The organism is Streptomyces sp. NPDC000075 (assembly GCF_040301925.1).
In the GTDB taxonomy this organism is placed as follows: domain Bacteria; phylum Actinomycetota; class Actinomycetes; order Streptomycetales; family Streptomycetaceae; genus Streptomyces; species Streptomyces polychromogenes.
Genome location: NZ_JBEPFL010000005.1, coordinates 308,280 through 334,091, shown reverse-complemented (window position 1 = coordinate 334,091; position 25,812 = coordinate 308,280). Strand labels below are relative to the sequence as shown.

Below are 25,812 nucleotides of genomic sequence, written 5' to 3'. Positions count from 1 at the left end.
GCGCGACGGACGGTTGTCCGTCGCGCCACCGGAAGGGGTGAAGAGTCGTAACTTTCCCGTACGGTTCGCGTTCGAGCGCGCTAGGAAATGGCGTGCCGCGCGGCTACGCGTACACCTCCTGCCGGGCCGAGCGGCGCCGGGCGGCGAGCTCCGGGTCCAGTGCGGGCACGGCGTCGAGGAGCTGCCGGGTGTAGGGGTGGGCGGGCCGGCCGTAGACCTCGTCCACCGGGCCCTCCTCGACGACCAGGCCGCCGCGCATGACGGCGACCCGGTCGCTGACCTGCCGGACGACGGCCAGGTCGTGGGCGATGAAGACGAGGGCGATGCCCAGTTCCCGCTGGAGTTCGGCGAGCAGGGCCGTGACCTGCGCCTGCGTGGTGACGTCGAGGGCGGAGACGGGTTCGTCGCAGACGATCAGCCGGGGGCGGGGGGCCAGGGCGCGGGCGATGCCGACGCGCTGGCGCTGGCCGCCGCTGAACTCGTGCGGGTAGCGGTCGTAGTGGCCCGGCTCCAGGCCGACCCGGGTGAGGAGTTCCTCGACGCGGGCCCGGATCACCGCCTCGTCGCGCTCCCCGGCCGCGCGCAGCGGGTCGGCGACGGACTCGCCGATGCCACGGCGCGGGTTGAGGGAGGAGGCGGGGTCCTGGAAGACCATCTGGGCGCCGGGGGCGATGCCGGTGGTGGGGGTGCCGGAGTGGCGGAGCTCGCCGGCGGTGGGGGGCAGGAGGCCGACGAGCATGCGGCCGAGGGTGCTCTTGCCGCTGCCGCTCTCGCCGACGATGCCGAGGGTTTCGCCGGGGCGCAGTGAGAGCGTGACGCCGGCCACGGCCGTGACCTTGCGCTTGCCGCGGCCGAACTCCTTGCGGAGGCCGACGGCTTCGAGGACCGGGGTGGTGCCGTCGCCCTGCGGGGCCGGTGCCCCGCCCTCCCCGGGACTCCGTGCGGGGGGACCCGCGGGCGCGGCCGGGATGCGCGGGACCGCCGCCAGCAGGGCGCGGGTGTACGGGGCGGCCGGGGTCGTGAGGACCTCGCCGACCGGGCCCCGCTCCACCGCCCGGCCGTCCTTCATCACCAGCAGCGCGTCCACGCTCTCCGCCGCCACGCCCACGTCGTGCGTGACGAGGAGCAGGCCGAGGCCGTGTTCCTCGCGGAGGCCGTGCAGGAGGTCGAGGATCTGGGCCTGGACGGTGACGTCGAGGGCCGTGGTCGGTTCGTCGGCGATCAGGAGGCGGGGGCGGCAGGCGAGGGCCATCGCGATGAGGGCGCGCTGGCGCATGCCGCCGCTGAACTCGTGCGGCCGGGCGCGGGAGCGGCGGGCGGCGTCGGGGATGCCGACCCGGTCGAGGACCTCTACCGCCCGGGCGCGGGCGGCACGGCGGGAGGCGGTGGTGTGGACGCGGTACACCTCCGCGATCTGGTCGCCGACGGCGTGGTACGGGTCGAGGGAGCTGAGCGGGTCCTGGAAGACCATGGCGGCCGTCCCGCCCCGCAGGGCGCGCAGTTCGGCCGGGGTGGCGGCGGCCACGTCGGTGCCGCCGACGCGGACGGTGCCGGCGAGCCGGGCGCCGGTGCCGCGGTGCAGTCCGAGGAGGGCGGCGGCCACGGTGGACTTGCCGCTGCCGGACTCGCCGACGATGCCGAGGGCCCGGCCGGGTTCCAGGGTGAAGGAGATGCCGTCGACGGCGCGTACGTACGAGCCGGGGGCGCCGACGGGGAAGTCGACCGCGAGGCCGGTCACGTCCACCAGGTAGTCGGTCACGTCAGGGCCACCCTTCGGTCGGCGAGGGCGTGGAGGAGGTCGGCGACGGCGCCGGCGAGGATGACGGCCGTGCCGATGGTGAGGACGACCCCGACGACGACGGGCAGGTCGACGACCCGGACACCGTCGATGAGGGTCTTGCCGAGGCCGGGGACGCCGAAGAGGGACTCGGTGAGCACCGCGCCGCCGATCATCGAGCCGAAGTCCACCGCGCTGAGCGCGATCACCGGGCCGAGGGCCCCGCGCACGGCGTGCCGGGTGACGATCCGGCGCTCCCCCACCCCGTAGGCGCGGAAGGTGCGGATGTGGTCCTCGGCGAGGGTCTCCAGGGTGGAGCTGCGGGTGAGCCGGGCGTACTTGGCGCTCTCGAAGAAGCCGAGGGTGGCCCAGGGCAGCAGCAGGTTCCAGGCCCACTGCTCGGGGTCTTCGCCGAAGGGCACGTACGTCGGGAAGGGCAGCCACCGGAGGTAGGCGCAGACGGCCATGAGCAGCAGCAGTCCGAGGATGAAGACGGGGGTGCCGGTGGCGGCGAGGGTCAGCACGGTCAGCACGCGTTCGGTGATCCCGCCCCGGCGGACCGCCGAGAGGAGTCCGGTGCCGACGCCGACGACCAGCCAGATCACGAGGGCGCCGAGCGCCAGCGAGAAGGTGGCGGGCAGCCGGTCCAGCAGCAGCTCGGTGACCTGCCGGTCGTTCTGGTACGAGAACCCGAGGCAGGGGGCGTCGCAGTGCAGGACGAGTCCGGCGCCGCCGGAGTAGTCGCGGCCGGCGAGCACGCCCTGGAGGAAGTGGAGGTACTGGACGGCGACGGGGTCGTCCAGTCCGAGCTGCGTGCGGACCTGGGCGATCTGGACCGGGTTGCAGCGTTCCCCGCAGGCCAGGCGGGCGGGGTCGCCGGGGGCGACGTAGAAGAGGGCGTAGACGACGGCGGACAGGGCGAGCAGCACCAGCAGGGCGCCGCCGAGCCGCTTGAGGAGGAAGAGGATCACGCGGAACGCTCCTTCGCCGTGCCGATCCGCAGGCGCGAGCCCTCGCGCGGGTCGAGGGCCGTGCGGATGCCGTCGCCGAGGACGGTGAAGGCCAGCACGGTGACGAAGAGCAGGCCGGCGGGGAGCAGGACGTAGGCGGGGTCGGCGCGGAACCAGGTCTGTGCGCTGGAGAGCATCTGGCCCCAGGACGGGGTGGGTGGTTTGACGCCGACGCCGAGGAAGGACAGCGAGGCCTCGATCACCATGTTGGTCGGGACCTTGAGGGCGGCCAGGGTGATGACGGGCGCGGCCAGTGAGGGCAGCAGTTCGCGGCGGGCGATGCGCAGCCGGCTGTTGCCCGACAGCCGGGCGGCCTCGACGAAGTCCAGGCCGCGCAGGGCGAGGGTCTGGGCCCGGACCAGGCGGGCGGTGCCGCCCCAGTCGAGGACGCCGATGACGAGGACCAGCAGCAGCGGGCGCGGGAAGTCGGGCGGGACGACGGCGGTGAGCGCGATGGCGAGGACCAGCATGGGCAGCGCGATCATCACGTCGGTGGCCCCGCCGATGAGCCGTCCCAGGGCCCGGCTGCCGAGGGCCGCGGTGATTCCGGCGGCGACGCCGACGGCCACCTGGAGTGCGGTGGCGCCGACGGCGACGAGCAGGGAGATCCGGGCTCCGTAGAGGAGGCGGGTGAACAGGTCGCGGCCGGTGCCGGGTTCGACGCCGAGCCAGTGGTCGGCGGAGATCCCGCCGAAGGAGCCGAGGGGGACGCCGCCGCGTGCCGAGTCCACGAGGTCGTCGTGGTAGGCGTTCGGGTCCTGTCCGGTGAGGTGGGCGAGCAGGGGTGCGGCGAGGGCGAGGAGGACGAGGAGGGCCAGGACGGCGGTGGCCGCGAGGGCGGACGGACGCCCGCGCAGCCACCGCCGGACCCGGGGGCCGGCGCCCGCGGCCGGGGCGGGGGCCCCGGGCGCGGACGCCGGCCGGTCGAGGAACGTACTCACTTGACGGCGACCTGCGAGATGTCGAGGACGCCGGTCCAGTCGCTGATGACGACGTTCTTGACGTCCTTGCCGACGAGCCGCTTGTAGACGGGGTGGAAGAGGGGGACGGCGAGGGCCTGCTCGCCGATCTTCTTGTCGAGGGCGCCCCAGCGCTTGCCGGCGGCGGCGAGGTCGGTGAGCTTGGCGATCTCGTCGATCTCGGCGTTCACGGCCGGGTCGTTGAGCTGGGCGTGGTTGTAGTTGGAGCCGTTGGTGACGATCTGGCGGCCGTCGTAGATCGGGGCGAGGAAGGGGCCGCCGGAGGGCCAGTCGGCGCCCCAGCGGGAGAGGAAGAAGCCGGGGGTGTTCTTGGCGTCCCAGCGGCGCTCGTTGAAGGCGTTGGCCTCCAGGCCCTCCAGCTTGACGGTGATGCCGGCGGCGGCGAGGGCCTGCTGGACGGCGGTGGCGGTCTCGGGGCCGGTCTGGCGGTTCTGGGCGTTGGAGTGGGTGAGGGTGACGGTCAGGCCGTCGGGGTAGCCCGCCTCCTTCAGGATCTCCTTGGCCTTGGCCGGGTTGCCGGTCTTGCCCGCCGGGAAGTGGTCGTAGGCCGTGTAGCCGAAGGCCTCGCGCTCGGGGAGGAAGGTGGTGGCCGGCTCGGCGAGGGCGGAGCCGCCGGCGGCGTTGACCACGCTGGTGCGGTTGATCGCGTAGGAGATGGCCTGGCGGACCTTCGGGTTGTCGAAGGGGGCGACCTTCGGGTTGAAGGCCAGGTAGTTGATGTAGCCGAAGTGGCCGGTGCCGACGCGGGAGGCGAGCTCCTTGTTGTCGCCGATCTGGGCGAGTTCGGCGGGGCCGAGGTTGGTGTCGGTGGTGACGGCGGCGGCGTCGGGGCCGGAGCTGGTGGACAGCCGCTGGTTGATGACGGCGGCGTCGAGGCCGGAGCGGACGTCGATCCGGTCCGGGTAGGCCTTGCGCTCCTCGTCGGTCTTCGGGTCCCAGTTCTCGTTGCGTTCCAGCAGCAGGGTCTCGCCGTCGCCGGTGTTCTTGACGACCTTGTACGGGCCGGAGGAGACGGGGTGCTCCTCGTACTTGACGCCGGTGTCCTTGGCCTTGGGCACGGGGGCGAACTGGGTCTGGGTGGCGAGGAAGGGGAATTCGCCCTCGGGCTTGCGGAGTTTGAAGACGATGGTCTTGGCGTCGGGGACGACGATGGAGTCGAGGCCCTTGCCGCCGTCCTTGTAGGGGCCCTCGTACGTCTCTCCGCCGACGAGCCAGTCGCGCAGGTAGGGGGCGCCGCCGGAGAGTTCGGCGGCGAAGGAGCGCTCGATGCCGTACTTGATGTCGGCGGTGGTGATCGGGCTGCCGTCCTCGTACTTGAGGCCGTCCTTGAGGGTGTACGTCCACTCGGTGGCGTCGGCGTTGGGCTTGCCGAGGTCGGTGGCCAGGTCGGGGACGACCTTGGCGCCGGCCGGGCCGTCCTCGCGGTTGCGGGTGGTCAGGGTGCGGAAGACCAGCGAGGGGACGTTGCCGCCGCCCGAGGTGTAGAGGCGGGCGGGGTCGAAGTCGTTCTGCGGTTCGTTGTTGAGGACGGTCAGGGTGCCGCCCTTCTGCGGGGCGCCGGCGGCGCCGGGCTTGCCGGAGGACTCGCCGCCGGAGCCGCCCGCCGCGTCCTTGGGCCCGCAGGCGGCGGCGCCCCCGGCCAGTACGAGGCTGACGGCGAGCGCGGCGACGCGGCGCGATATGTGGGACTGACGGGGCATGACGGAAGGGACCTCTCGGCGTGAAGGGGGTACGGAAGGGCCACGCGAGGGGCAGCAACGGGGATCACCGGCCGTGACGGGGGCCGGGGAAAAGGGGAAGCCGCGCCTGCGGGCAAGGGGAATGCCCGGGCGCGACGGATCCAGGAGAGGAAAAGAGGGGGTCGCGGCGCTCAGGCAGGCGTCAGCGACAGAAGATGTCGGCCACGCTGTGCGCGGCCACACCGAGGAGCGCCAGCTCGATGGCGGCGCTCGCGGGAGAGGTGTGGCGGTGCGACATGCGGAGAACAATTACCGATCATCGAACGCCTGTCAACGGACGAACCGGCCACTCCCCCGCCCCGTGCCGTCAATTCCCGGGGAATACCCAAGGGTTGGGGAGGCAGTGAATATTGTCGATGTCGAGGGATTTCGTCTGCTGCTGCATGATCGGCGCGGGGGAGCCCGGTGTGCGGCAGCTTTCGTGCCCGTGGCCGAGCCGGTGGCCGACCTCGTGGTTGATGAGCATCTGCCGGTAGGCGAGCATCTGGTCGGCGCCGTAGGTCGCCGAGCCCTGGCCCCACCGGAAGGCGTTGATCATCACGCGCTCGGTACTGGCGGAGTCGCAGGAGACGTTGTCGATCGTGGTGTCCAGGTCGGACTTGGCGCACCAGGCACCGGTGGTGCCGGGGCTGGCCAGGGTCACGACGAAGTCGGCCTTGCCGTCCGGTACCCGCTCGAAGGTCATCGCGCCGTCGTGGCCCCAGCTGCGCGGGTCGTTGAGGGTGCGCTGGACGGCCTCGGCGAAGAGCTGCGGGTCCATGCCGAGGCCCTGCTCCACGTCCACCCGGTAGCGCACGACCTTGCCCTTGCCGGGCGCCTTGGCGAGGCCGGGGACGGTGTCGAAGACGCCCGTTCCGGTGAGTTTCGCGTCGATGGGCAGCTGCCGCGCCATCTGCTGCTCGTACGTCAGCGGCTGCGCGGGCGGCGGGGAGGCGGGGGTGGGGCGGCCGTCGGAGCGGGAGGCGGCCTTGTCGTCGGGGGCCCGCTCGGGCCCGTCGCCGCCGGCGGCGTGCGCGCCGGAGGCGGCCGGGTCGCCCTCGGAGGTGACCTGGCCGGCGATGACGACGGCGAGCACGGCCGTCACGGCCAGGGCGGCGATCCCGGTGTAGGTACGGGCCCGCGTGCCACGGCCGCCTCCGGAGCCCCTCGCGCCGGGGGCGGCGGGCGTACGCGGTCCCGGAACGCGGCGGTGGGAGCCGGTGGAGGTGACGGGGTCGGGCGCGGGCGCCGGGGGCCCCTCGGTGACGCGGGGGAAACCGGAGGCGGGAGTGGCGAAGGGCGGGACGGCGGCGTCCCCGGCCGTGGGCGCGGTGGGGGCGGCGGCGCGGGGGGCGCCGCGCCAGTCCCCGTACAGGGCGGCGGGGGCCGGGCCGGCGCCCCAGGCACCGCCCTCCTCGCGCTGCTCGGGATGGCCGGCGGGGCGGGCGGCGGGCGGGGCGAACCCGTCGTGGACGACGGTGTGCTCGGCGGACCGGCTCCGTCCGCGCCGCTCCCCGTACCCGGGGGGCGCGGGGTCGTACGGGTCGGCCGGGTACGGCCCGGGCTCGTACAGCCCGTCCGGGCCCGGCTCGTACGGCGAGGGCGCCGGCTCCGGCTGCGGACGGGCGGCCGCGGATCCGGGGCCCTTGCGACTATGTCGTCCCACGTGCTCAGCCCTTGCCGTCTGCGGTATCTCGGTCGGTGTCCCCGGTGGCGGTGTCGCGCAGCAACTCCCGGAAGGCGGCCGCGACCACCTCGGGGTACTCCATCATCGCCACGTGTCCGGCCTCGGGCAGGCTCAGCAGCCGCGAACCCCGGAAGGCCGCGGCGGCCTTGCGCGCCATACGGTACGAGACCAGCTGGTCCCGGCCACCGTAGACCAGCAGCGTCGGCGCGAGGACGCGCTGCGCCTGGCGCCACAGCCCGTGTTGCCCGCCGAGGGTGTACGCGTCGACGATCCCGCGCGAGGAACGGCTCATCGCCTCCCAGAAGTAGGGCAGCGCCATGCGCCGTTCCATCTCCTCGACGGCACCCCGGAAGCCCTCGTCCGTCACCCGTGAGGGGTCTCCGTAACAGAGGTCCGTCACCCCTCTGGTGCGCTGTTCGGCCGTCAGGTGCCGGGTGAGGCGCCCGAACAGGGCGGGCACCCCGGGCAGGGCCAGCAGGGCGGTGGGCACGGCCGAGCCCTGCACGCGCAGCTCGGGCAGGGCCGGCGAGACCAGCGTCAGGGTGCGCACGAGGTCGGGGCGGACGGCGGCGACGCGGGTGGAGACGGCGCCGCCGAGGGAGTTGCCGAACAGGTGCACGGGGCCGCGTCCGGCGGCGTCGAGGTGACGGATGACGGCGCGGGCCATCGCGGTGACCGAGTAGTCGCGGTCGGCGGGCGGGGCGGACCAGCCGAAGCCGGGCAGGTCGACCGCCTCGCCGTCGACGGAGCCGGCCAGCTGCTCCATGAGCGCCGACCAGTTCTGGGAGGAGCCGCCGAGTCCGTGGACGAACAGCGCGGGCGGCAGGCCCTCCCGCAGCGGTGGCCGGAAACGTACGTTCATCTCCAGGCCCGGCAGCGCGACGGTGCGCAGCCCCTCTCCTTCGGCCACCCGGGCGGCCCCCACCTGGGAGGTCGGCTCGGCGGTGGACCGTACGCCCGGCAGCTCGGTCGAAGACATGGGCCAATGTTACGAGACGATCACGCCCGCCCCCTGGCGTTCCCTTGTGTTGGCGGTCACAGGACCGTCTGGCGTGCGCCTCCCGATCCTCCTAGGCTCGTATGAGGACGACCGAAGGCGAGGGGAGTGGAATGAGTGTCGACCCTTCGGAACCGGACACCTTCCGGGACCGGTTCGCGGACCCGCTCGACGACGAGGCCCCGGAGGCGGACGCCGCGGAGCAGCTCACCGACATCCAGCCGCAGGAGGACGACCCGCTCGGCGGCGGGGACCCGGGAGAGGCGCCGGAAGCGGACGCCGCCGAACAGGCCCGGGTGGTACCCCTGGACGAGGAGGACTACCGCTGACAGCATCTGGCAGGCTCTGACCAGCGTGTCCGGGGTGTGTCCAGGCCGTCCGCACAGCGAGAAAACTAGGCTTGAACCCACCAGATTCGGTTACCGAAAAGTACGATGGCGGCGCGGCGCAGAGCGCACTGTGTTCTTAGAGAAAGTGGGAGGCGGCGTGACAGCCATCGAGCAGACCGAGGCAGCGCGTCCGCGGGGTACGCGACTGCCGCGCCGTGCCCGGCGCAACCAGCTGCTGGGCGCTGCCCAGGAGGTGTTCGTCGCGCAGGGTTACCACGCTGCGGCCATGGACGACATCGCGGAGCGGGCGGGCGTCAGCAAGCCGGTGCTGTACCAGCACTTCCCCGGGAAGCTCGACCTGTACCTGGCCCTGCTGGACCAGCACTGCGAGAACCTGCTTCAGGCGGTGCGCGGGGCGCTGGAGTCCACCAGTGACAACAAGCTGCGCGTGGCGGCGACGATGGACGCCTACTTCGCGTACGTCGAGGACGAGGGCGGCGCGTTCCGGCTGGTGTTCGAGTCGGACCTGACCAACGAGCCGGCGGTGCGCGAACGCGTCGACCGCGTCTCGCTCCAGTGCGCGGAGGCCATCTCGGACGTGATCGCCGAGGACACCGGGCTGTCGAAGGACGAGTCGATGCTGCTGGCCGTGGGCCTGGGCGGGGTCTCGCAGGTCGTGGCCCGGTACTGGCTGTCGAGCGAGAGCCCGGTCGCCCGTGACACGGCGGTGGGTCTGCTGACCTCGCTCGCCTGGCGCGGTATCGCCGGCTTCCCGCTGCACGGCACGGAGGCCTGACGGGCCTGACCGGCGTGACCGGCCGCTGTTCGCTGCGAGCGTGTCCGCCGCGAGCCGATCGTGTCCCCTCACCGGGCTAATGTGGACCGCGTACGGCGCGGCTGATCGCGCGAACCGGATCGTCGGAGGGACAAAGCCGTGGAGGTCAAGATCGGCGTGCAGCACGCACCCCGGGAGATCGTGCTGGAGAGCGGCCTGAGCGCCGAGGAGCTGGAGGGCATCGTCGCCGACGCCCTGACCGGCACCGCGCCGCTGCTGAGCCTGACCGACGTCAAGGGCCGCAAGGTCCTGGTGCCGTCCGACCGTCTGGCGTACGTCGACCTCGGCGAGCCGGCGCAGCGCAAGGTCGGTTTCGGGGCGCTCTGAGGCACTGGAGTACGACTGGAACGGCCCGGCGGACACCTCCGCCGGGCCGTTTCCGTATCTTCCGCTTCGGGTAGGACCGCAGTGACCCGGTTTGCCCTGACGTAGGGGAGTGACCAGATGATGCTGATGGAGGCCGTCGGCTCCGGTCTGCTGGGCCTCGCCCTCGCGGGCGTGGCCGCGCGCGTACTCGCCAAGCGGCTGCCCTCCACCAGAACGGTGCTGGTCAGCGGGGTGAGCGGCGCCCTGTTCGGGGCCTACCTGACGCATATGTCGCTGGGGCCGGGGCACAACACCCTCTTCGCCACGCTGATGGGCGGGCTCGGCGTGTCGGCCGTCGTGCTGTCCCTGCTGCTGCGCCCCGCCGCCGGCGGCGGCGGGGGCCCGCGCCGCCCTCCGTTTTCGCTTCCGTCGCGGAGCTGAGGGCGGGCGGCCACCGGCCGGCAGGCCGGAAGGGACGGCCTAGGCGGCGAGGCCGAGGGCGGCCATGCGCTTGGTGTGGGCCTTGGTGATCCGGGTGAACATCTCGCCGACGGCCGCCAGGTCGAAGCCGGCCGCCATCCCGTCCACACCGCCGACCAGCATGGTGGACAGCGCGTCGCGCTCGGCCACCACCCGCTGGGCCTGCGAGAGGGCCTCGCCCATCAGACGGCGCGCCCACAGCGCGAGCCGGCCGCCGACGCGCGGGTCCGCCTCGATCGCCGCCCGCACCTTCTCGACGGCGAAACCGCCGTGGCCGGTGTCGTCGAGGACGCCGACGACCAGGGCGCGGGTGTCGGTGTCGAGGTGGGTGGCGACCTCACGGTAGAAGTCGCTGGCGATCGAGTCGCCGACGTACGCCTTGACCAGGCCCTCCAGCCAGTCCGAGGGCGCCGTCTGGCGGTGGAAGTCGTCCACGCCCTTCGCGAAGGGCTCCATCGCGGCGGTGGGCTCGGCGTCGATGGCCGCGAGCCGGTCGCGCAGCCGCTCGAAGTGGTGGAACTCGGCGGAGGCCATCTTCGCCAGTTCGGCCTTGTCGCCCAGGGTGGGCGCGAGCTTGGCGTCCTCCGCGAGGCGCTCGAAGGCCGCGAGCTCGCCGTACGCCAGCGCGCCGAGGAGGTCCACGACGGCGGCCCGGTACTGCGGGGAGGCGGAGGCGGTCGCCCAGTCCTGGTCGGCGATGCCCTGGGCCCCGGCCTGGGCGTTGTCGTCGGCGGGAGATGCGTTTTCAACGGTCGGCATGCTCCGCACAATAGCCCGCCGAAAGGCGGGACAACTCACCCCTCCTACGCGCTCCCGGTCCGTGTAAACCCGCCTACGCGGTGAATTCACCCGACACACCTGCGCGATTCCGGGGTACAGTGGTAATGCGCCTGCCGAATACTCGGCGGGCCATCCGAATGAGGATGCCCGGTCGGTGGCCCGATCGGCTCCACCCGACCGCCCTCGGCGCGGCGAGTACGCCCATGCGTACCGCCTCCACGAGGGGCCCCCTCAGCGGCATGAGCGCCTGAGCGATGGCAGTGGTCCCGCGCAGCTTCGTACGACCCGCCCGAACCCTGGGCGGGCGCAGTACCGCAAGCCCGGCACGGTAGGACCCCCCTCGCCGCCTCGCGCCGCGTCTCACAGAAGAGGCAGCACCCTGACTACGTTCCGTGAACTCGGGATCTTCCCCGAGACCGCCGAGGCCCTGGAAGCCGTCGGCATCGTGTCCCCCTTCCCGATCCAGGAGATGACCCTCCCCGTCGCCCTCTCCGGCACGGACGTCATCGGCCAGGCCAAGACCGGCACCGGCAAGACGCTCGGTTTCGGCCTCCCCCTGCTGGAGCGGGTCGTCGTCCCCGCGGACGTCGAGGCCGGCCGGGCCACGCCCGAGCAGCTGACCGACGCGCCGCAGGCCCTCGTGGTGGTTCCGACCCGCGAGCTGTGCACCCAGGTGACCAACGACCTGCTGACCGCGGGCAAGGTCCGCAACGTCCGCGTCCTCGCCATATACGGCGGCCGCGCGTACGAGCCCCAGGTCGAGGCGCTCCAGAAGGGCGTCGACGTGATCGTCGGCACCCCGGGCCGCCTGCTGGACCTGGCCGGGCAGAAGAAGCTCGACCTGTCCCGCGTCAAGGCCCTCGTCCTCGACGAGGCCGACGAGATGCTCGACCTGGGCTTCCTGCCCGACGTCGAGAAGATCATGAACCTGCTGCCGGCCAAGCGGCAGACGATGCTGTTCTCGGCGACCATGCCGGGCGCGGTCATCGGTCTGGCCCGCCGCTACATGTCGCAGCCGACGCACATCCGCGCCGTCTCCGAGGACGGCGAGGGCGCGACCGTCGCCAACATCAAGCAGCACGTCTTCCGCGCGCACAACATGGACAAGCCGGAGCTCGTCTCCCGCATCCTCCAGGCCGACGGCCGCGGGCTCGCGATGATCTTCTGCCGTACCAAGCGCACGGCCGCCGACATCGCCGAGCAGCTGGAGCGGCGCGGCTTCGCCTCCGGCGCGGTCCACGGCGACCTGGGCCAGGGCGCCCGCGAGCAGGCGCTGCGCGCGTTCCGCAACGGCAAGGTCGACGTGCTGGTGTGCACCGACGTCGCCGCGCGCGGCATCGACGTCGAGGGCGTGACCCACGTCATCAACTACCAGACGCCGGAGGACGAGAAGACCTTCCTGCACCGCGTGGGCCGCACCGGCCGCGCGGGCAACAAGGGCACCGCCGTCACCCTGGTCGACTGGGACGACATCCCGCGCTGGCAGCTGATCAACAAGGCGCTGGAGCTGGACTTCCACGACCCGGTCGAGACGTACTCCACCTCCCCGCACCTCTACGAGGAGCTGGGCATCCCGGCCGGCACCAAGGGCATCCTGCCGCGCGCCGAGCGCACGCGGGCCGGCCTGAAGGCCGAGGAGCTGGAGGACCTGGGCGAGACCGGCGGGCGCGGTGGCCGTGGCGGCCGCGGCGCAGCCGCTCCGGCCGAGGAGCGTCCCGCCCGGACCCGTACGCCGCGCCAGCGCCGCCGCACCCGTGGCGGTACGGAGCTGGGCGCCGAGGCCGAGGCCGTGGCCGCTCCGGTGTCCCCGGCCGACGAGGCCCCCGCCGACGGCGAGGCGCGCCGCCCGCGCCGCCGCCGCACCCGGCTGACGGCCGCGGCCGTCGCCGCGGTGAACGAGGCGCAGACGCCGGTGGCCGAGGCCGCCGTCGTCGAGGCCCCGGTCGCCGAGGCCCCGGCCGTGGTCGTGGCCGAGGAGGCGACCGTGGTCAAGCCGCGCCGCACCCGGACCCGCAAGACGGCCGCCGCCGAGGCGCCGGTCGCCGAGGCTCCGGCTCCGGTCGAGGCCCCGGCTCCGGTCGTGGCCGAGGCCCCGGCCGTCGCCGAGGAGGCGCCGGCGAAGCCGAAGCGCACCCGGACCCGCAAGGCCGCCGCCGTCGCGGAGGCCCCGGTGGAGGCCCCCGCGGCCGCCGCTCCGGTCGCGGACGCCTCGGCTCCGGTCCGGCCGCGCCGGGTCCCGACCCGCAAGGCCGTGGCCACCCCGATCCCGGCCGTGGTCATCGACGAGGCGCCCGTCGCGCCCCGCCGCCGGACCCGCAAGGCGGCCGCCGCGGACTCCGAGCCGCAGTTCCAGATCGCCCCGCCGACCGAGCCGGCCCGCACCACGCGCCGCTTCCGCTAGGCACCGCCGCGCAGGCGAACGGCCCCGGCCCCCTCACCAGGGGGCCGGGGCCGTCCTCGTACCCGGGCCCGCACGCCGTCTACGGGCCGGTAACCTCGGGCCATGAGCAAGCCGCCGCGCCTCACCCTGCCCCCCGCCGCCCGCGCGCACCGCCTGGACACGTCCCGCGGCGCCTTCGCCGCGCACGAGGCGGGCGAGCCCGTACACGGCACCGCCCTGCTGGTCCCCGGGTTCACGGGCAGCAAGGAGGACTTCAGCGCCCTGCTGGAGCCCCTGGCCGCCGCCGGGTTCCGGGTGGTCGCCGTCGACGGGCGCGGGCAGTACGAGAGCCCCGGCCCGCGCGAGGAGTCCGCGTACGAACTCCACGAGCTGGCCCTGGACCTCCTGGCCCAGGCCGAAGCCCTGGGCTCCCCCGGCCCCCTCCACCTGGTGGGCCACTCCCTCGGCGGCCTGATCTCCCGCGCGGCGGTCCTGCGCGACGCCTCCCCCTTCGCCTCCCTCACCCTGATGAGCAGTGGCCCGGCCGCGATCACGGAGGAGCAGCAGGCCCGGACGAAGCTGCTGGTGGCGGCCCTGGAGGCGATGCGCGCCGACATGCCCGCCATCTGGGAGGCGATGCGGGCCCAGGACCCGGCGGACGCCGTCCCCGACTCCCCCGAGCTGGCCGCGTTCCTGCGCGAGCGCTGGCTGGCCACCGTCCCCGAACAGCTGATCACCACCGGCCGGATCCTGGTCGCGGAGCCGGACCGGGTGGCGGAACTGGCGGCGGTCCCGCTGCCGAAGCTGGTCCTGTCCGGGGCGGTCGACTACGCCTGGCCGGTCCCCCTCATGGACGAGATGGCCGTCCGCCTGGCCGCTTCCCGGGTCGTGATCGACGGCGCCGAGCACTCCCCCAACGCGGAGAACCCCCAGCTCACGGCCGTTTCTCTAGCCACCTTCTGGCGATCCTTGACCACGCGGTAGTTAGCTAAGGAAAAAATTTCCTTAGCGTAGGGAATGTTTCTGAAGCGCCCCTGGTTGACCCCTGTGCAAGGAGAACACCGACGAAGGGAGAAGCCGTGCGCTTCGAGATTCTGCGCCTGGACGACGTCGACGGAACCGCCGTGGACAGCACCGTCGTGGACGCGGCCTCCGTCAACCGGATCGTGCAGCAGGCGGCCGCCATCGGCCAGCGCATCCTGATCCGACCGGCCGAGAGTGCGTCCTCCTGATGCTTCCCGAAACGCCCCCGTACCGAACCGGTACGGGGGCGTTCGCATGCGCGGCTCACCTCCTCGCCCGCACTCCGACCCACCCAGCGAGCCGGACACCCTGACCGAGTTCGACCAAGACCCGCGTGCACCCGAGCCGGCGCACCCCGCTGACCCAGTACGGGGGCGGCTCGGGCAGCATCATCGCGATGTCGGCGTGCCCGTAGTCGAGCGCCCACAACGGCGGGGCGTCGACGAGCCGCTCCCCGCCGCACCCCTCACCCCCGAGGCCGAGGCCGAGCCCTTCGGCCAACCCCAGCAACGCCCGGCCGACCCCGCCGACCGCACAGGCCTCCGGGTGCTGCACCAAGACACCTGGCCTCCCCCGCGTGCCCATGCCATACGAGACGAGGAGCTCGGCGAGGAAATCCGCACCGGGAACGACCCGGCGCGCAGGATGAACGATCACGAAGCCGCCACCCACCGCACCTCGGCCCAGACGGCCTTGCCCATGGGACGCTCGGCGACACCCCAGCTGTAGGCGAGGGCATCGAGCACGAGCAGACCGCGACCCCGGCTGCGAACGTCGGATGCGGGCCTGCGGCGAGGTGGGCGGCGGCAGGGGTCGTGCACCTCCACACGTGTGCTTCCCGGGCCGACATCGAGGACGATCCGCAGGGAATCCCCAGGCTCGGTCCCGTAGCGCACTGCGTTGGTAACCAGCTCCGAGACCGCCAGCACCACGTCGTGCACGTGTTCCTCGGGTGCTCCCGGAGCCTCGGCGCTGACGAATGCCTCCACCCAGTGGCGCGCGATGCGCACTGCATCCGGCGAACTGTCCAGAAGCAGCTGTGGGCGCGGCCCGACAGAGAGATGGCCTGACAGCGATAGCCCCTGCGGGAGCGAAGGAATCACGCGGTCCCCTTCCAAGGCGCGCGTCGGCAGCACGAATCTTCATCACGCTGACGAGCACGAGATCGGTTCGTAACTCCATGCTGCTCGCTAAGCACTCCCTGTCGCAGTCAATTGCAGACTTCCATGCAAAATTGCACACCACCGCGCAAGTGCCCGCACATAGTGTCCGGGGCAGGTGACATCCGATGACAGCGCACGGCAGACTTGGTCGCTGGACGTTGATGGGGGAGAGACAACGTGAGTGCGCCCACGGTGCGCCGACGCAGGCTCGGCGGGAAACTTCGAGAGCTGCGTGGGCCGCTGACGCTGGACGAGGTGGCCGAGAAGTCCGGCGGAAAGTTCGGCGCGCACAAGCTGAGCCGACTCGAAACGGCGAAGGTTGCGGCCAAGCGGCAAGACATCGAGGACCTACTCAGTCTGTATGCCGATCTCGGCCGGGACGTCGACGACGAACTGCGGGCCGCCCTGGTCGCCTTGACCCGGGAGGGCAGTCAACGCGGCTGGTGGCACTCGTATCGTGGCGTGCTCAGTCCGGTGTATGAGGATCTGATCTCGCTTGAGGCCGAAGCGACGTCTGCCAAGGCATGGCAGCTCGGCGTGATTCCGGGCCTACTGCAAACATCGGAGTACGCCCGTCAGATCATCAAGGCGACGGCCATGTCGGACGGGGCCGACGCCAAGGTCGACGCGCTGGTCGAGGTCCGCCTTGCCCGGCAGGCCGTCCTCACGCGCGAAAAGCCGTTGAAGCTGTCGGCCGTGATGGATGAACAGCTCGGCCGCCTTCTGACCATGGGCAGGCGACCCAACATCGATATCCAGGTGCTGCGCTCGGACGCCCCACCCCACGTCGGGCAGCTGAGCGGCTTCTGCCTCCTACGCTTTGACGATCACGACGACCTCGACGTGGTCCACACCGAGGCGCTGACCGCCGCCCTGTACGTCGAGCAACGCGAGCAGGTCAGCGTGTACAGAGACGCAGCACTGCTCGTCGCCGCTGCCGCCGAGTCCGTCGAAAAATCGGCGGAAATGATCACCGAAATAAGGAGGGCCCTATGAGCCACATCAAGGATGCGTCCACGCTCCCGGTGACCTGGTGGAAGTCGTCGCGGTCAGACAGCGGCGCGGTCTGCGTCGAGTGCGGGATCGTCAGCGCCGACGAGCAGATCGTCGCGGTTCGCGACAGCAAGGTGCCCCACGGCCCGGCCCTCCTCTTCTCGTACGCCGCCCTTGGCACCCTGGTCGACCGCATCAAGAGCGGCGGCGCCCTCTAGCCGACACGACGAATGCCCCCGCACCGGTCACCCGGGGCGGGGGCGTTCGTACATGCGGACGAGGTCAGGCGCCGTGGACGACCTGGAGGACGCCGTTGATGATCTGCTGGACGGCGATGGCCGAGAGCATCATGCCGGCGAGGCGGGTGACCAGGACGACGCCGCCGTCCTTGATGATCCGGATGATCACCAGCGAGTAGCGCATGGTCAGCCACAGCACCACGTGCATCGCGGCGATCGCCGTCCAGACCGAGAGCTGCCCGCCGAACCCGTCGGCCTTCTGCACGGCCAGGATGACGGAGACGATCGCACCGGGACCGGCCAGCAGCGGCATGCCCAGCGGGACGAGGGCGACGTTGACGTCCTTGGTCTGCTTCGGCTCGTCCGTCTTGCCCGTGAGCAGGTCGAGCGCGATCAGCAGGAGCAGCAGACCACCGGCGATCATCAGTGCCGGGACGGAGACGTGCAGGTAGTCCAGGATCTGCTGGCCGCAGACGCCGAAGGTCGCGATCACACCGAAGGCGACGCAGACGGCCTGCCAGGCCATACGGCGCTGGACCTTGGCCGGGCGGCCCGAGGTCAGCGCGAGGAAGATCGGGGTGATGCCCGGCGGGTCCATAATCACAAAAAGCGTGAGAAAAAGGGATCCGAAGACAGCGAAATCGAACACAGTGATGCCTTGCATAGAGGGGTGTCACGAAAAAGGGCGAGGGGGAAGGGCGCGCGTGGGCGCGGCGACCGCCGTACGGGCGGCGGCCGGCGACGTCAGGCGCGGGCGTCTCCGCCGGCGCCCGGGACGGGGAAGGCCCCCGTCGCCCGGCGCGTGATCTCGCCGTAGATCTCGGGGTCGGTGGTGTACTCCCCGAGACGGCAGGTCTTGCGGCTGCCGTGGTAGTCGCTGGAACCGGTGGTCAGCAGACCGAGGTCACCGGCCAGTCCGCGCAGGCGCGCGCGGGTGTCCGTGTCGTGGTCCATGTGGTCGACCTCGATACCGTCCAGGCCCGCGGCCGCGAGGGCGGCTATCGCCTCCTCGGGCACACAGACGCCGCGCTTGACGGCGGCGGGGTGCGCGAAGACGGTGACCCCGCCCGCCGCCTTGACCAGGCGGATGGCGTCGAAGGGGTCGAGCTCGTGCTTCTCCGCGTACGCACGGCCACCGTCGGCGAGCCAGTCCGCGGTGAACGCGTCGGAGACGGTGGGGACGACGCCCAGTTCGACCATGGCGGTCGCGATGTGCGGGCGCCCGACGGAGCCGTCCCCGGCGATCCGGGCCACCTGCTCCCAGGTCACCCCGACGCCCAGCTCCTGGAGCTTGCCGATCATGGCCTGCGCCCTGGGGGTACGGTCGTCGCGCACGAGCTCCCGCTCGGCGGCGAGCTCGGGCTCCCGCGGGTCGAAGAGGTACGCGAGCATGTGCATCCCGACCCCGTCGAGCCGGCAGGACAGCTCGGCCCCGGTGACCAGCGTGAGGCCGTGCGGCACGGCCGCGATGGCCTCGGCGTATCCCCCGACGGTGTCGTGATCGGTCAGCGCGACCACGTCCAGCCCCGCCTCGGCGGCATTGCGCACGAGCTCGGCGGGGGTGTCGGTACCGTCGGAAGCCGTGGAGTGGGCGTGCAGATCGATGCGCACAGCCGGGCTCCAGGGTTCAGACGGACGAAGGGGGACACTCCAGGGTACCCGTGCTATGACCACTGCGGGGCCGGGGGGCTTACGGCGGGGCGCGCCATCGCCCCCGCGAGGGGCCGGGGGCGGGGGATGGTCGGGGTCCCGGTGGGGCGGTCTCAGAGATGGCTTGGGGGTTTCCCGTCAGTCTCATCGTCCTTCCGCGTCGGGCCGCCCTGTCAAGGGCGCTCCTTCGTCGCGTCGCTTCGCGATGGCCTTCGGCCACCCTTGACAGCCCGTCCCGCCACGAAAAGCCGAAGACTGCCGGGAAACCCCCAAAGGAACGGGACGGATGCAAGGCAGGCATGCGGCGGGATCAGCGATGAGCCGGGGAGGTTGGGGGCCGGCAGGCCGGGCATCCGGCCCCCAACCGGCGAAGCCGGGGCCGGGGGCCACCCCACGCATCAGATCGCTACGCGCTCCTCATCGCTTAGCGTCCGGCGGCCGCCTGGGGCCGCTACCCGACCCGAAGGCCGATGGAATGAGCCTCCGGGGCCGGTGGGCGCGTCAGATCGCTACGCGCTGCCCATTCCTCGGCGGCCATCGGCCGTCTTGGGCTGGTACCGGCACCCCAGGCCAACCCGCAGAGCATCCCGGCCCAGGACGGCGGCAAGCCGCCGAGAAAAGAGAAGCGCGTAGCGATCTGGGCGCCGATCCGCTCCGAATGGGGTCCTGATCGGCATTTCGTGCGGGTAGCGGCCCCAGACGGCCGGCGGACGCTGAAATGAGAGAAGCGCGTAGCGATCTGATGCGTGGGCTGGCACCGATTGACGGTGATGGGGGCCGGAAGGCTGGTCTGCCGGCCCCCGACCACCCCGAAGGGTCCCTGATCCCGCCGCATGCCCCATGAACATCCGTCCCGTTCCTTTGGGGGGTTCCCGGCAGTCTTCGTTTTTCCGTGGCGGGACGGGCTGTCAAGGGTGGCCGAAGGCCATCGCGCAGCGACGCGACGAAGGAGCGCCCTTGACAGGGCGGCCCGACGCGGAAGGACGATGGGACTGACGGGAAACCCCCAAGCCTTCTCTGAGACCGCCCAGGTCAGACCCCGCCCACCCGCACCCCCGGCCCCTCGCGGGGGAGATGGCGTGCCCGGACCGGGAGCCCCCTACGGCCCCAGGATCCGTGGGCTCAGCGCGCCGCACGGGACCAGTTCCACCTCCGCCCCCGCGTCGCGGAGGTCGGCCAGGACGAGTTCGTCGTACATGAGCAGCCCCGACTGTTCCGGCCAGACGATGGCCCACAGCCAGAGCCCGCGGGCCTCGCCCGCGAAGACGGCCCGGTCCTCCGGGGCCCCCTTCACGTGCCAGAGCGGGGTCGGGCGGCCGTCCGCGACGACCTTCGCGTGCGGCGGGCCCGAGACGTCGAGGCCCGGGCCGGGGTCGGGGCCGTCGATGCCCGCGAAGCGGGCGCCGAGGCCCACGCCCAGTTCCTCCGCGACCAGCAGCAGCTCGCCCAGCCCGCCCAGCGGGCCGGGGCCCGTGCAGGCGACGACCGTGGCCCGGCCGCCGGTCCGGTCGTCACCGGCGGAGCCGACCCCGGTGAACAACCATCCCACCGGCAGCGGCCACGGCATCCACACCGGAACCTTCGACCGGTTCGCCACGACCCCCAGGCCCTCCACGCTGGGCGGGATGACGGGCTGCAACGGGTGGACGGGGCCGTGCACGGCGCACTGCCAGGAGTCGGAGAAAAGACCGGGCGCGCGGACCCGGCCACCACACTTCGGGCAACTCGGTTCGCCCCTCATAAGAAGCACGCTCCTCCCCGCCCGGCGCCCCGTCAAGACACGATCACCCGTCCGGATGGCAGCCCGCACCAGCGGGCACCGCGCTCAGTCCAGTGCGACGGCCGTACGCAGAGGGTCCCGCAGATCCGTGCCGCGCGCGAGCCAGCGCTCCTGGAGGGCGGCCGCGCCGTGCACCCGCTTCCAGGCGGCCTCGTTCGCCGTCATGGGCAGGAGGGGGAGGAAGCGGACCGGGTCCATCGGCTCGTCCAGGACGAGGTCCTCGACCAGTCCGCCCGGCTCCGCGACGAGCACCGAGGTGAACGGCGCCCCCTCCCACAGCGGTTCGCCCACGTCGAGGGAGGCGCCGGGGGCGACGATCAGCCCCTCGACCATCGGGGAGGCCGCCAGCACCGCGAGCGGCCGCAGGACCTTGTCGGTGGGCGCGAGCCCCGCCCGTACGGTCAGCAGCAGCTCGGCGCGCGGTCCGCGCACCGGGTCGGCGACCACGGCGGTCGGGTCGGTCATGGGGTGCGCGGACATGCCGAGGGTCGCGTACCGGACGAGGTCGCCCTCGGCGAAGCGGAGGACCTCGATGCGGTCGGTGCCCAGGAAGGTGACGGCGGCGCGGGCGTCGGGTTCGCCGAACGCGCTGCGGAGCCGGGCTTCGACGAGGGCCGGAATTTCTGCCATGGAGCGAGCATAGAACTCCTATCCGCCGGGTAAAGACCGGCGTTTGACCATCCGTCGGCTGATAGTGTTGACAGCTGGTCGGGACCGCGTGCAGAAGCATGATTCAGGGCCCCGGCGACAGGACGTCCCCCACGGGGGACCGGCCGGAGGAGGTGGGGCTGCGATGGATCGAAGTCGATCGTGCAGTACCAATCGCTCTTCGGCCACTTTCCAGGGCGGCTCCAGCCCCCTTTGATCTTCTGATCAGCAGAAGAGCGACGGCAGAACTTTGTCCTCCCGTCCTGTTTCCCTCCGTCCGCACGGCCCTGCCCGTGCGCCGCCGGAGGGCCTCCCACCCGTGCGGTCCGCAGCCGCGCGTGAGAAGGAGCCTGCCATGTCGATGCTGCCCTACCTCCGTGCCGCCGTCCGTCCGGCACTGCGCAAGTCCACCCCCGTACAGCCCGGCTACGACACCACCCGCGACCCCTCCGCCAGCAGCGCGGTCGTCGACTGCGCCGTCTACCGCGACGGCCGGCGCGCGCAGGGCGACTGCCTGACGCCCCGTGAGGCGCTGCGCCGGGTCCGGGAGGACGGCGGGTTCGCCTGGATCGGGCTGCACGAGCCCACCGAGGCCGAGTTCGCCGGGATCGCCGCCGCCTTCGGCCTGCACCCCCTCGCCGTGGAGGACGCGGTGCACGCGCACCAGCGGCCGAAGCTGGAGCGGTACGACGAGACCCTCTTCACCGTCTTCAAGACGATCCACTACGTGGAGCACGCCGAACTGACCGCCACCAGCGAGGTCGTGGAGACCGGCGAGGTGATGTGCTTCACCGGCCCCGACTTCGTGATCACGGTCCGGCACGGCGGCCAGGGCTCGCTGCGGCCCCTGCGCCACCGGCTCCAGGACGACCCCGAGCTGCTCGTCCGCGGCCCCTCGGCGGTGCTGCACTCGATCGCCGACCACGTGGTGGACGGCTACATCGCGGTCGCCGCGGCCGTGCAGGACGACATCGACGAGGTGGAGAGCGCGGTCTTCGCCGCCCCCGCCAAGGGCGTGGCGCGGGGCGGCGACGCGGGCCGCATCTACCAGCTCAAGCGCGAGGTACTGGAGTTCAAGCGGGCGGTCTCCCCGCTGCTGCGGCCGATGGAGCTGCTGAGCGAGCGGCCCATGCGGCTGGTGGACCCCGACATCCAGAAGTACTTCCGTGACGTCGCCGACCACCTGGCCCGGGTGCACGAGCAGGTCATCGGCTTCGACGAGCTGCTGAACTCCATCCTCCAGGCGAACCTGGCCCAGGCCTCCGTCGCCCAGAACGAGGACATGCGCAAGATCACCTCCTGGGCGGCGATCATCGCCGTCCCCACCATGATCTGCGGGGTCTACGGGATGAACTTCGACCACATGCCGGAGCTGCACTGGCGCTACGGCTATCCGATGGTGATGGTGGCGATCGTCGGCAGCTGCTTCGTCATCCACCGGACGCTGCGGCGCAACGGCTGGCTGTAGCGGGCGGCGGCGGACGCCCTACGCTGTGCGCATGACTCTCAGCGCACTCGACCTGGCCCTCGTCGAGGAGGCCTCCAAGAAGTCCGGGCTGATCTGGGTCCGCGGCGCGGGCGCCGACCGGGCCCTGTGGCACGCCTGGGTGGACGGCGCCGCGCACGTGCTCGGCGACGGGCCCGGCGAGCAGCCGTTCCCGGGGCTCGCCGACGGCGCGGCCGCCGAGGTGACCGTACGCAGCAAGGACAAGGGCGGCCGGCTCGTCGCCTGGACCGCGGCCGTACGGGAGCTCGCGCCCCGGACCGAGCCGTGGGAGGCCGCCGTGGCCGAGCTCAAGGGCAAGCGGCTGAACGCTCCCGACTCGGAGATGATGACGGAGCGCTGGGCCCGGGAGTGCCGGCTGCTGCGCCTGGAGCCGGTGGCGGTGGCCGACCGGCTGCCCGAGGGCTCGCTGGCGGCGGCGCCCCTGGAGTCCCCCGCGATCACCCGCAGGCCGATCCCGGCGGGGCTGCCGAAGCTGCTGCTGAAGCGGAAGAAGAAGTAGACGAGGAAGTAGGGGGCTCAGCCGCCCGTCGGGTTCGAGCCCTGGCCGGCGCCGCCCGTACCGGAGGACCCGCTGCCGCCCGTGCCGGCGGAGGAGCCGCCCGTGCCGGAGCCCTTCGACGGGGCCGGGGAGGCGGTGCCGGTGCCCGTGCCCGTGCCGTCCTTGGTGGTCGGCAGCTGGGATCCGTAGTCCACGGTCTGGTCCTGCGCCGGCGCCTCCAGCGGGAAGGCCTTGCCCCACTCGGACAGCTCCACCCGGCCCGCGCCGCCCGCGCGCTCCATCAGCAGCGGGTACGGGGTGCCCTCCAGGGACACCGTCAGTTTGCCGCCCTTGCCCGCGTCGGCCGCGAGCGGTACCGCCCGGGTGTGGCCGACGGTGGTGTAGCCGCCCTTGGTGAGCTTGCCCTGGAGGCCGAGGAGCCCGTCGAGCAGGACGTGCATGTCGGTGAACCCGCGGAACTGCTTGTAGGTGGGGTCGCTCTCGGGGACCTTCACGTACTTGTCGCCGAGCTTGCCGGCCGAGTCCGACTTCCCCCAGAACGCCGCGCTCGCCTTGAGGTACAGCTGCTCGCCGATCCGCAGCAGCTGGAAGGTGTCCGACTGCGACTTCACCTCGCCGGAGCCGCCGTCGGCCTTGAGGCGCATGTCGAGGGTGAAGGTCTTGCCGCCGCTGACCAGGGTCCCGGAGAGGTGGACGGAGTTCGCGGCGCCGGCGGCGGCCTTGGCCTGGCTCTCGATCTTCTCGGGGGTCTGCTTGCCGACCCCGTTCGTGCCCTGGTCGGGGTCCTTCTTCTCCCCGCAGCCCGCCCCGGTGACGGCGATGCCCGCGCACAGGGCGCCGATGACGGCGGCCCGGCGCAGCCGTACTGCGGAGGGGTAGGCGGTCACGTCGGGTGCCTCTCGTCGTGGGTCAGCTGGGGGCGTCTCCCGGTGGTGGCCGGAGGAGCGACAGGCAGCGTACCCGCCCCCGCGACCGGTCCCCCCGGACCCCCGGCCGGACCGCCCCACCAGGACGCTTGCCCGTGGCAGGGGCTAGCCTGAGGCACGGCACGACTGGTGATCGACGCTCTAGGAGGCGCTCGGATGGGTGCAGGCGCCCCGCGGATCTTCGTCTCGCATCTGTCGGGTGTGCCCGTCTTCGACCCCAACGGCGACCAGGTCGGGCGCGTCCGCGACCTCGTCGCGATGCTGCGCGTCGGCGGGCGCCCGCCGCGGCTGCTGGGCCTGGTGGTCGAGGTGGTCAGCCGGCGCCGGATCTTCCTGCCCATGACCCGGGTGACCGGCGTGGAGTCCGGGCAGGTCATCACCACCGGCGTGGTCAACATGCGGCGCTTCGAGCAGCGGCCGACCGAGCGGCTGATCATCGGCGAGCTGCTGGACCGCCGGGTGACGCTGGTGGCCACCGCAGAGGAGGTCACCGTCCTGGACGTGGCCATCCAGCAGCTGCCGGCCCGCCGCGACTGGGAGATCGACCGGATCTTCGTCCGCAAGGGCAAGGGGGGCGCGCTGCGCCGCCGGGGCGAGACGCTGACCGTGGAGTGGTCGGCGGTGACCGGCTTCTCGCTGGAGGAGGAGGGCCAGGGCGCGGAGAACCTGGTCGCCACCTTCGAGCAGATGCGCCCGGCCGACGTGGCGAACGTGCTGCACCACCTGACGCCGAAGCGGCGCGCCGAGGTGGCCAACGCCCTCGACGACGACCGGCTGGCGGACGTCCTGGAGGAGCTGCCCGAGGACGAGCAGGTGGAGATCCTCGGCAAGCTGAAGGAGGAGCGCGCCGCCGACGTCCTGGAGGCGATGGACCCGGACGACGCGGCCGACCTGCTCTCCGAGCTGCCCGAGGACGACAAGGAGCGGCTGCTGACGCTGATGCAGCCGGACGACGCCGCCGACGTGCGCCGTCTGCTGTCGTACGAGGAGAACACCGCGGGCGGTCTGATGACCACCGAGCCGATCGTGCTGCGGCCGGACGCGACGGTCGCCGACGCGCTGGCCCGCGTACGCCAGTCGGACCTGTCGCCGGCGCTGGCGGCGCAGGTGTACGTGTGCCGGCCGCCCGACGAGACGCCGACGGGCAAGTACCTGGGGACGGTGCACTTCCAGCGGCTGCTGCGGGACCCCCCGTTCACGCTGGTCAGCTCGATCGTGGACACGGACCTGCCGCCGCTGCCCCCGGACGCCTCGCTGCCCGTCGTGACGAGCTACCTGGCCGCGTACAACATGGTGGCGGCGCCCGTCGTCGACGAGAGCGGCTCGCTGCTGGGCGCGGTGACGGTCGACGACGTCCTGGACCACCTGCTGCCCGACGACTGGCGGGAGACGGACTTCCATTCCGAGGAGGCCGTCCATGGCCACTGAGCGCGGGCGCGGTGACGGGGCGCGCGAGCGGCGCCGGGAGCGGCGCGAGCAGGCCCGTGAGGGGCTCTCGGAGCGGCTGGAGGAGGTGGCGCGGCTGCGCGGCGAGCGGTTGGCGGAACGTTCCTCCGAACGGGCGCGCAGCGCCGCGCCGTCGGGTGCGAGCGCGCTGACGCGTTCGCGGGTGCGGCTGGACCAGCCGCGTCAGAACCGGCGCAAGCTGCTGCCCGAGTACGACCCGGAGGCCTTCGGGCGGCTGTCGGAGCGGGTCGCGCGATTCCTGGGCACGGGCCGGTTCATCGTCTGGATGAGCCTGGTCATCGTGGTGTGGGTGCTGTGGAACATCTTCGCCCCGGACCACCTGCGCTTCGACCAGTACCCCTTCATCTTCCTGACGCTGATGCTGTCCCTCCAGGCCTCGTACGCGGCCCCGCTGATCCTGCTCGCGCAGAACCGGCAGGACGACCGGGACCGGGTCACCCACGAGCAGGACCGCAAGCAGAACGAGCGGTCGATCGCCGACACCGAGTACCTGACCCGGGAGATCGCGGCGCTGCGGATGGGTCTGGGCGAGGTCGCCACGCGCGACTGGATCCGCTCGGAGTTCCAGGACCTGATCAAGGAGATGGACGAGCGGCGGCTGTTCCCGGGTGAAAGTGACGAAGGCGACCGCTGATCGG

General features: G+C 72.5%; 28 protein-coding genes. 13 read left to right on the top strand and 15 right to left on the bottom strand.

Annotated elements, in window-relative coordinates; translation table 11 throughout:
• Positions 1-103: 103 nt before the first annotated feature.
• From ABT403_RS09355 to ABT403_RS09325, 7 genes are all read right to left on the bottom strand, one after another.
• Complete coding sequence (locus ABT403_RS09355) at positions 104-1,759, bottom strand: dipeptide ABC transporter ATP-binding protein (protein WP_344164663.1); 1,656 nt, start codon at positions 1,757-1,759, stop codon at positions 104-106.
• A complete protein-coding gene (locus ABT403_RS09350; RefSeq protein ID WP_344164660.1) occupies positions 1,756-2,748 on the bottom strand; it encodes an ABC transporter permease in 993 nt (330 codons plus the stop codon). The genes ABT403_RS09355 and ABT403_RS09350 overlap by 4 nt, the downstream gene beginning before the upstream one ends.
• The gene (locus tag ABT403_RS09345; RefSeq protein WP_344164657.1) at positions 2,745-3,728 is read right to left on the bottom strand and encodes an ABC transporter permease; all 984 of its coding nucleotides are present in this window, start codon (positions 3,726-3,728) and stop codon (positions 2,745-2,747) included. Before ABT403_RS09345 ends, ABT403_RS09350 begins: the two co-directional genes overlap by 4 nt.
• On the bottom strand, positions 3,725-5,467 hold the full coding sequence (locus tag ABT403_RS09340; RefSeq protein ID WP_344164654.1) for an ABC transporter substrate-binding protein: 1,743 nt from the start codon (positions 5,465-5,467) through the stop codon (positions 3,725-3,727). The genes ABT403_RS09345 and ABT403_RS09340 overlap by 4 nt, the downstream gene beginning before the upstream one ends.
• A gap of 181 nt (positions 5,468-5,648) precedes the next feature.
• Positions 5,649-5,744 carry an Ms4533A family Cys-rich leader peptide gene (locus ABT403_RS09335; protein ID WP_344164651.1) on the bottom strand — a complete coding sequence of 32 codons (96 nt, stop codon included), beginning with the start codon at positions 5,742-5,744 and terminating at the stop codon, positions 5,649-5,651.
• 69 nt (positions 5,745-5,813) lie between these two features.
• Positions 5,814-7,151, bottom strand: coding sequence for a DUF3152 domain-containing protein (locus ABT403_RS09330; RefSeq protein WP_344164648.1), 1,338 nt, complete (start codon positions 7,149-7,151; stop codon positions 5,814-5,816).
• A gap of 4 nt (positions 7,152-7,155) precedes the next feature.
• Positions 7,156-8,151: an alpha/beta fold hydrolase gene (locus ABT403_RS09325; protein WP_344164646.1), complete on the bottom strand. Its 996-nt coding sequence runs from the start codon at positions 8,149-8,151 to the stop codon at positions 7,156-7,158.
• Positions 8,152-8,282: 131 nt separating this feature from the next.
• On the opposite strand from ABT403_RS09325, the gene ABT403_RS09320 reads away from it, so the two are divergent.
• From ABT403_RS09320 to ABT403_RS09305, 4 genes are all read left to right on the top strand, one after another.
• Positions 8,283-8,498 (top strand): Rv3202a family protein, encoded by a 216-nt coding sequence (locus tag ABT403_RS09320; protein WP_344164643.1) that lies wholly within the window; start codon positions 8,283-8,285, stop codon positions 8,496-8,498.
• A 157-nt stretch (positions 8,499-8,655) separates the two neighbouring features.
• The gene (locus ABT403_RS09315; protein WP_007266374.1) at positions 8,656-9,294 is read left to right on the top strand and encodes a TetR/AcrR family transcriptional regulator; all 639 of its coding nucleotides are present in this window, start codon (positions 8,656-8,658) and stop codon (positions 9,292-9,294) included.
• A 138-nt stretch (positions 9,295-9,432) separates the two neighbouring features.
• Positions 9,433-9,660: a DUF3107 domain-containing protein gene (locus ABT403_RS09310; RefSeq protein ID WP_344164638.1), complete on the top strand. Its 228-nt coding sequence runs from the start codon at positions 9,433-9,435 to the stop codon at positions 9,658-9,660.
• 117 nt (positions 9,661-9,777) lie between these two features.
• Positions 9,778-10,080, top strand: a complete 303-nt coding sequence (locus ABT403_RS09305) for a hypothetical protein (RefSeq protein WP_425580256.1) — start codon at positions 9,778-9,780, stop codon at positions 10,078-10,080.
• 39 nt (positions 10,081-10,119) lie between these two features.
• Here ABT403_RS09305 and ABT403_RS09300 read toward each other — a convergent pair whose 3' ends face one another.
• On the bottom strand, positions 10,120-10,878 hold the full coding sequence (locus tag ABT403_RS09300; protein WP_344164635.1) for a ferritin-like fold-containing protein: 759 nt from the start codon (positions 10,876-10,878) through the stop codon (positions 10,120-10,122).
• Positions 10,879-11,344: 466 nt separating this feature from the next.
• Between ABT403_RS09300 and ABT403_RS09295 the strand changes: the two genes are divergently transcribed.
• From ABT403_RS09295 to ABT403_RS09285, 3 genes are all read left to right on the top strand, one after another.
• The gene (locus ABT403_RS09295) at positions 11,345-13,300 is read left to right on the top strand and encodes a DEAD/DEAH box helicase (RefSeq protein WP_344164632.1); all 1,956 of its coding nucleotides are present in this window, start codon (positions 11,345-11,347) and stop codon (positions 13,298-13,300) included.
• A 102-nt stretch (positions 13,301-13,402) separates the two neighbouring features.
• A complete protein-coding gene (locus tag ABT403_RS09290; protein WP_344164629.1) occupies positions 13,403-14,263 on the top strand; it encodes an alpha/beta fold hydrolase in 861 nt (286 codons plus the stop codon).
• A 95-nt stretch (positions 14,264-14,358) separates the two neighbouring features.
• Positions 14,359-14,511, top strand: coding sequence for a DUF8834 family protein (locus tag ABT403_RS09285; RefSeq protein ID WP_007266367.1), 153 nt, complete (start codon positions 14,359-14,361; stop codon positions 14,509-14,511).
• A gap of 55 nt (positions 14,512-14,566) precedes the next feature.
• On the opposite strand, the gene ABT403_RS09280 is transcribed toward ABT403_RS09285, so the two are convergent.
• Both ABT403_RS09280 and ABT403_RS09275 read right to left on the bottom strand, forming a co-directional pair.
• The gene (locus ABT403_RS09280; RefSeq protein WP_344164624.1) at positions 14,567-14,860 is read right to left on the bottom strand and encodes a hypothetical protein; all 294 of its coding nucleotides are present in this window, start codon (positions 14,858-14,860) and stop codon (positions 14,567-14,569) included.
• A gap of 95 nt (positions 14,861-14,955) precedes the next feature.
• Complete coding sequence (locus ABT403_RS09275) at positions 14,956-15,438, bottom strand: ATP-binding protein (RefSeq protein ID WP_344164621.1); 483 nt, start codon at positions 15,436-15,438, stop codon at positions 14,956-14,958.
• Between the two features lie 204 nt (positions 15,439-15,642).
• Here ABT403_RS09275 and ABT403_RS09270 point away from each other — a divergent pair, with 204 nt between their 5' ends.
• Together ABT403_RS09270 and ABT403_RS09265 are read left to right on the top strand one after the other, a co-directional pair.
• Positions 15,643-16,461 carry a DUF5753 domain-containing protein gene (locus tag ABT403_RS09270; RefSeq protein WP_351648487.1) on the top strand — a complete coding sequence of 273 codons (819 nt, stop codon included), beginning with the start codon at positions 15,643-15,645 and terminating at the stop codon, positions 16,459-16,461.
• Entirely contained in the window at positions 16,458-16,676 is a 219-nt protein-coding gene (locus tag ABT403_RS09265) for a DUF397 domain-containing protein (protein ID WP_344164615.1), read from the top strand. The genes ABT403_RS09270 and ABT403_RS09265 overlap by 4 nt, the downstream gene beginning before the upstream one ends.
• A gap of 64 nt (positions 16,677-16,740) precedes the next feature.
• Here ABT403_RS09265 and ABT403_RS09260 read toward each other — a convergent pair whose 3' ends face one another.
• The 4 genes from ABT403_RS09260 to ABT403_RS09245 form a co-directional block, all read right to left on the bottom strand.
• Positions 16,741-17,346, bottom strand: a complete 606-nt coding sequence (locus ABT403_RS09260) for a MarC family protein (RefSeq protein ID WP_344164612.1) — start codon at positions 17,344-17,346, stop codon at positions 16,741-16,743.
• Positions 17,347-17,441: 95 nt separating this feature from the next.
• Positions 17,442-18,308, bottom strand: a complete 867-nt coding sequence (locus ABT403_RS09255; protein WP_344164609.1) for a PHP domain-containing protein — start codon at positions 18,306-18,308, stop codon at positions 17,442-17,444.
• Between the two features lie 1,138 nt (positions 18,309-19,446).
• A complete protein-coding gene (locus ABT403_RS09250) occupies positions 19,447-20,088 on the bottom strand; it encodes a DUF6758 family protein (protein ID WP_344164606.1) in 642 nt (213 codons plus the stop codon).
• Positions 20,089-20,172: 84 nt separating this feature from the next.
• The gene (locus tag ABT403_RS09245; protein WP_344164603.1) at positions 20,173-20,757 is read right to left on the bottom strand and encodes a suppressor of fused domain protein; all 585 of its coding nucleotides are present in this window, start codon (positions 20,755-20,757) and stop codon (positions 20,173-20,175) included.
• 373 nt (positions 20,758-21,130) lie between these two features.
• On the opposite strand from ABT403_RS09245, the gene ABT403_RS09240 reads away from it, so the two are divergent.
• Positions 21,131-22,243, top strand: a complete 1,113-nt coding sequence (locus ABT403_RS09240) for a magnesium and cobalt transport protein CorA (RefSeq protein WP_344164600.1) — start codon at positions 21,131-21,133, stop codon at positions 22,241-22,243.
• A gap of 31 nt (positions 22,244-22,274) precedes the next feature.
• A complete protein-coding gene (locus tag ABT403_RS09235) occupies positions 22,275-22,781 on the top strand; it encodes a hypothetical protein (RefSeq protein WP_344164597.1) in 507 nt (168 codons plus the stop codon).
• Positions 22,782-22,798: 17 nt separating this feature from the next.
• On the opposite strand, the gene ABT403_RS09230 is transcribed toward ABT403_RS09235, so the two are convergent.
• Positions 22,799-23,668 carry a hypothetical protein gene (locus ABT403_RS09230; RefSeq protein ID WP_344164594.1) on the bottom strand — a complete coding sequence of 290 codons (870 nt, stop codon included), beginning with the start codon at positions 23,666-23,668 and terminating at the stop codon, positions 22,799-22,801.
• Between the two features lie 195 nt (positions 23,669-23,863).
• Between ABT403_RS09230 and ABT403_RS09225 the strand changes: the two genes are divergently transcribed.
• Together ABT403_RS09225 and ABT403_RS09220 are read left to right on the top strand one after the other, a co-directional pair.
• Entirely contained in the window at positions 23,864-25,135 is a 1,272-nt protein-coding gene (locus ABT403_RS09225) for a magnesium transporter MgtE N-terminal domain-containing protein (RefSeq protein ID WP_344164591.1), read from the top strand.
• The gene (locus ABT403_RS09220) at positions 25,125-25,808 is read left to right on the top strand and encodes a DUF1003 domain-containing protein (RefSeq protein WP_344164588.1); all 684 of its coding nucleotides are present in this window, start codon (positions 25,125-25,127) and stop codon (positions 25,806-25,808) included. Before ABT403_RS09225 ends, ABT403_RS09220 begins: the two co-directional genes overlap by 11 nt.
• Positions 25,809-25,812: the final 4 nt, after the last annotated feature.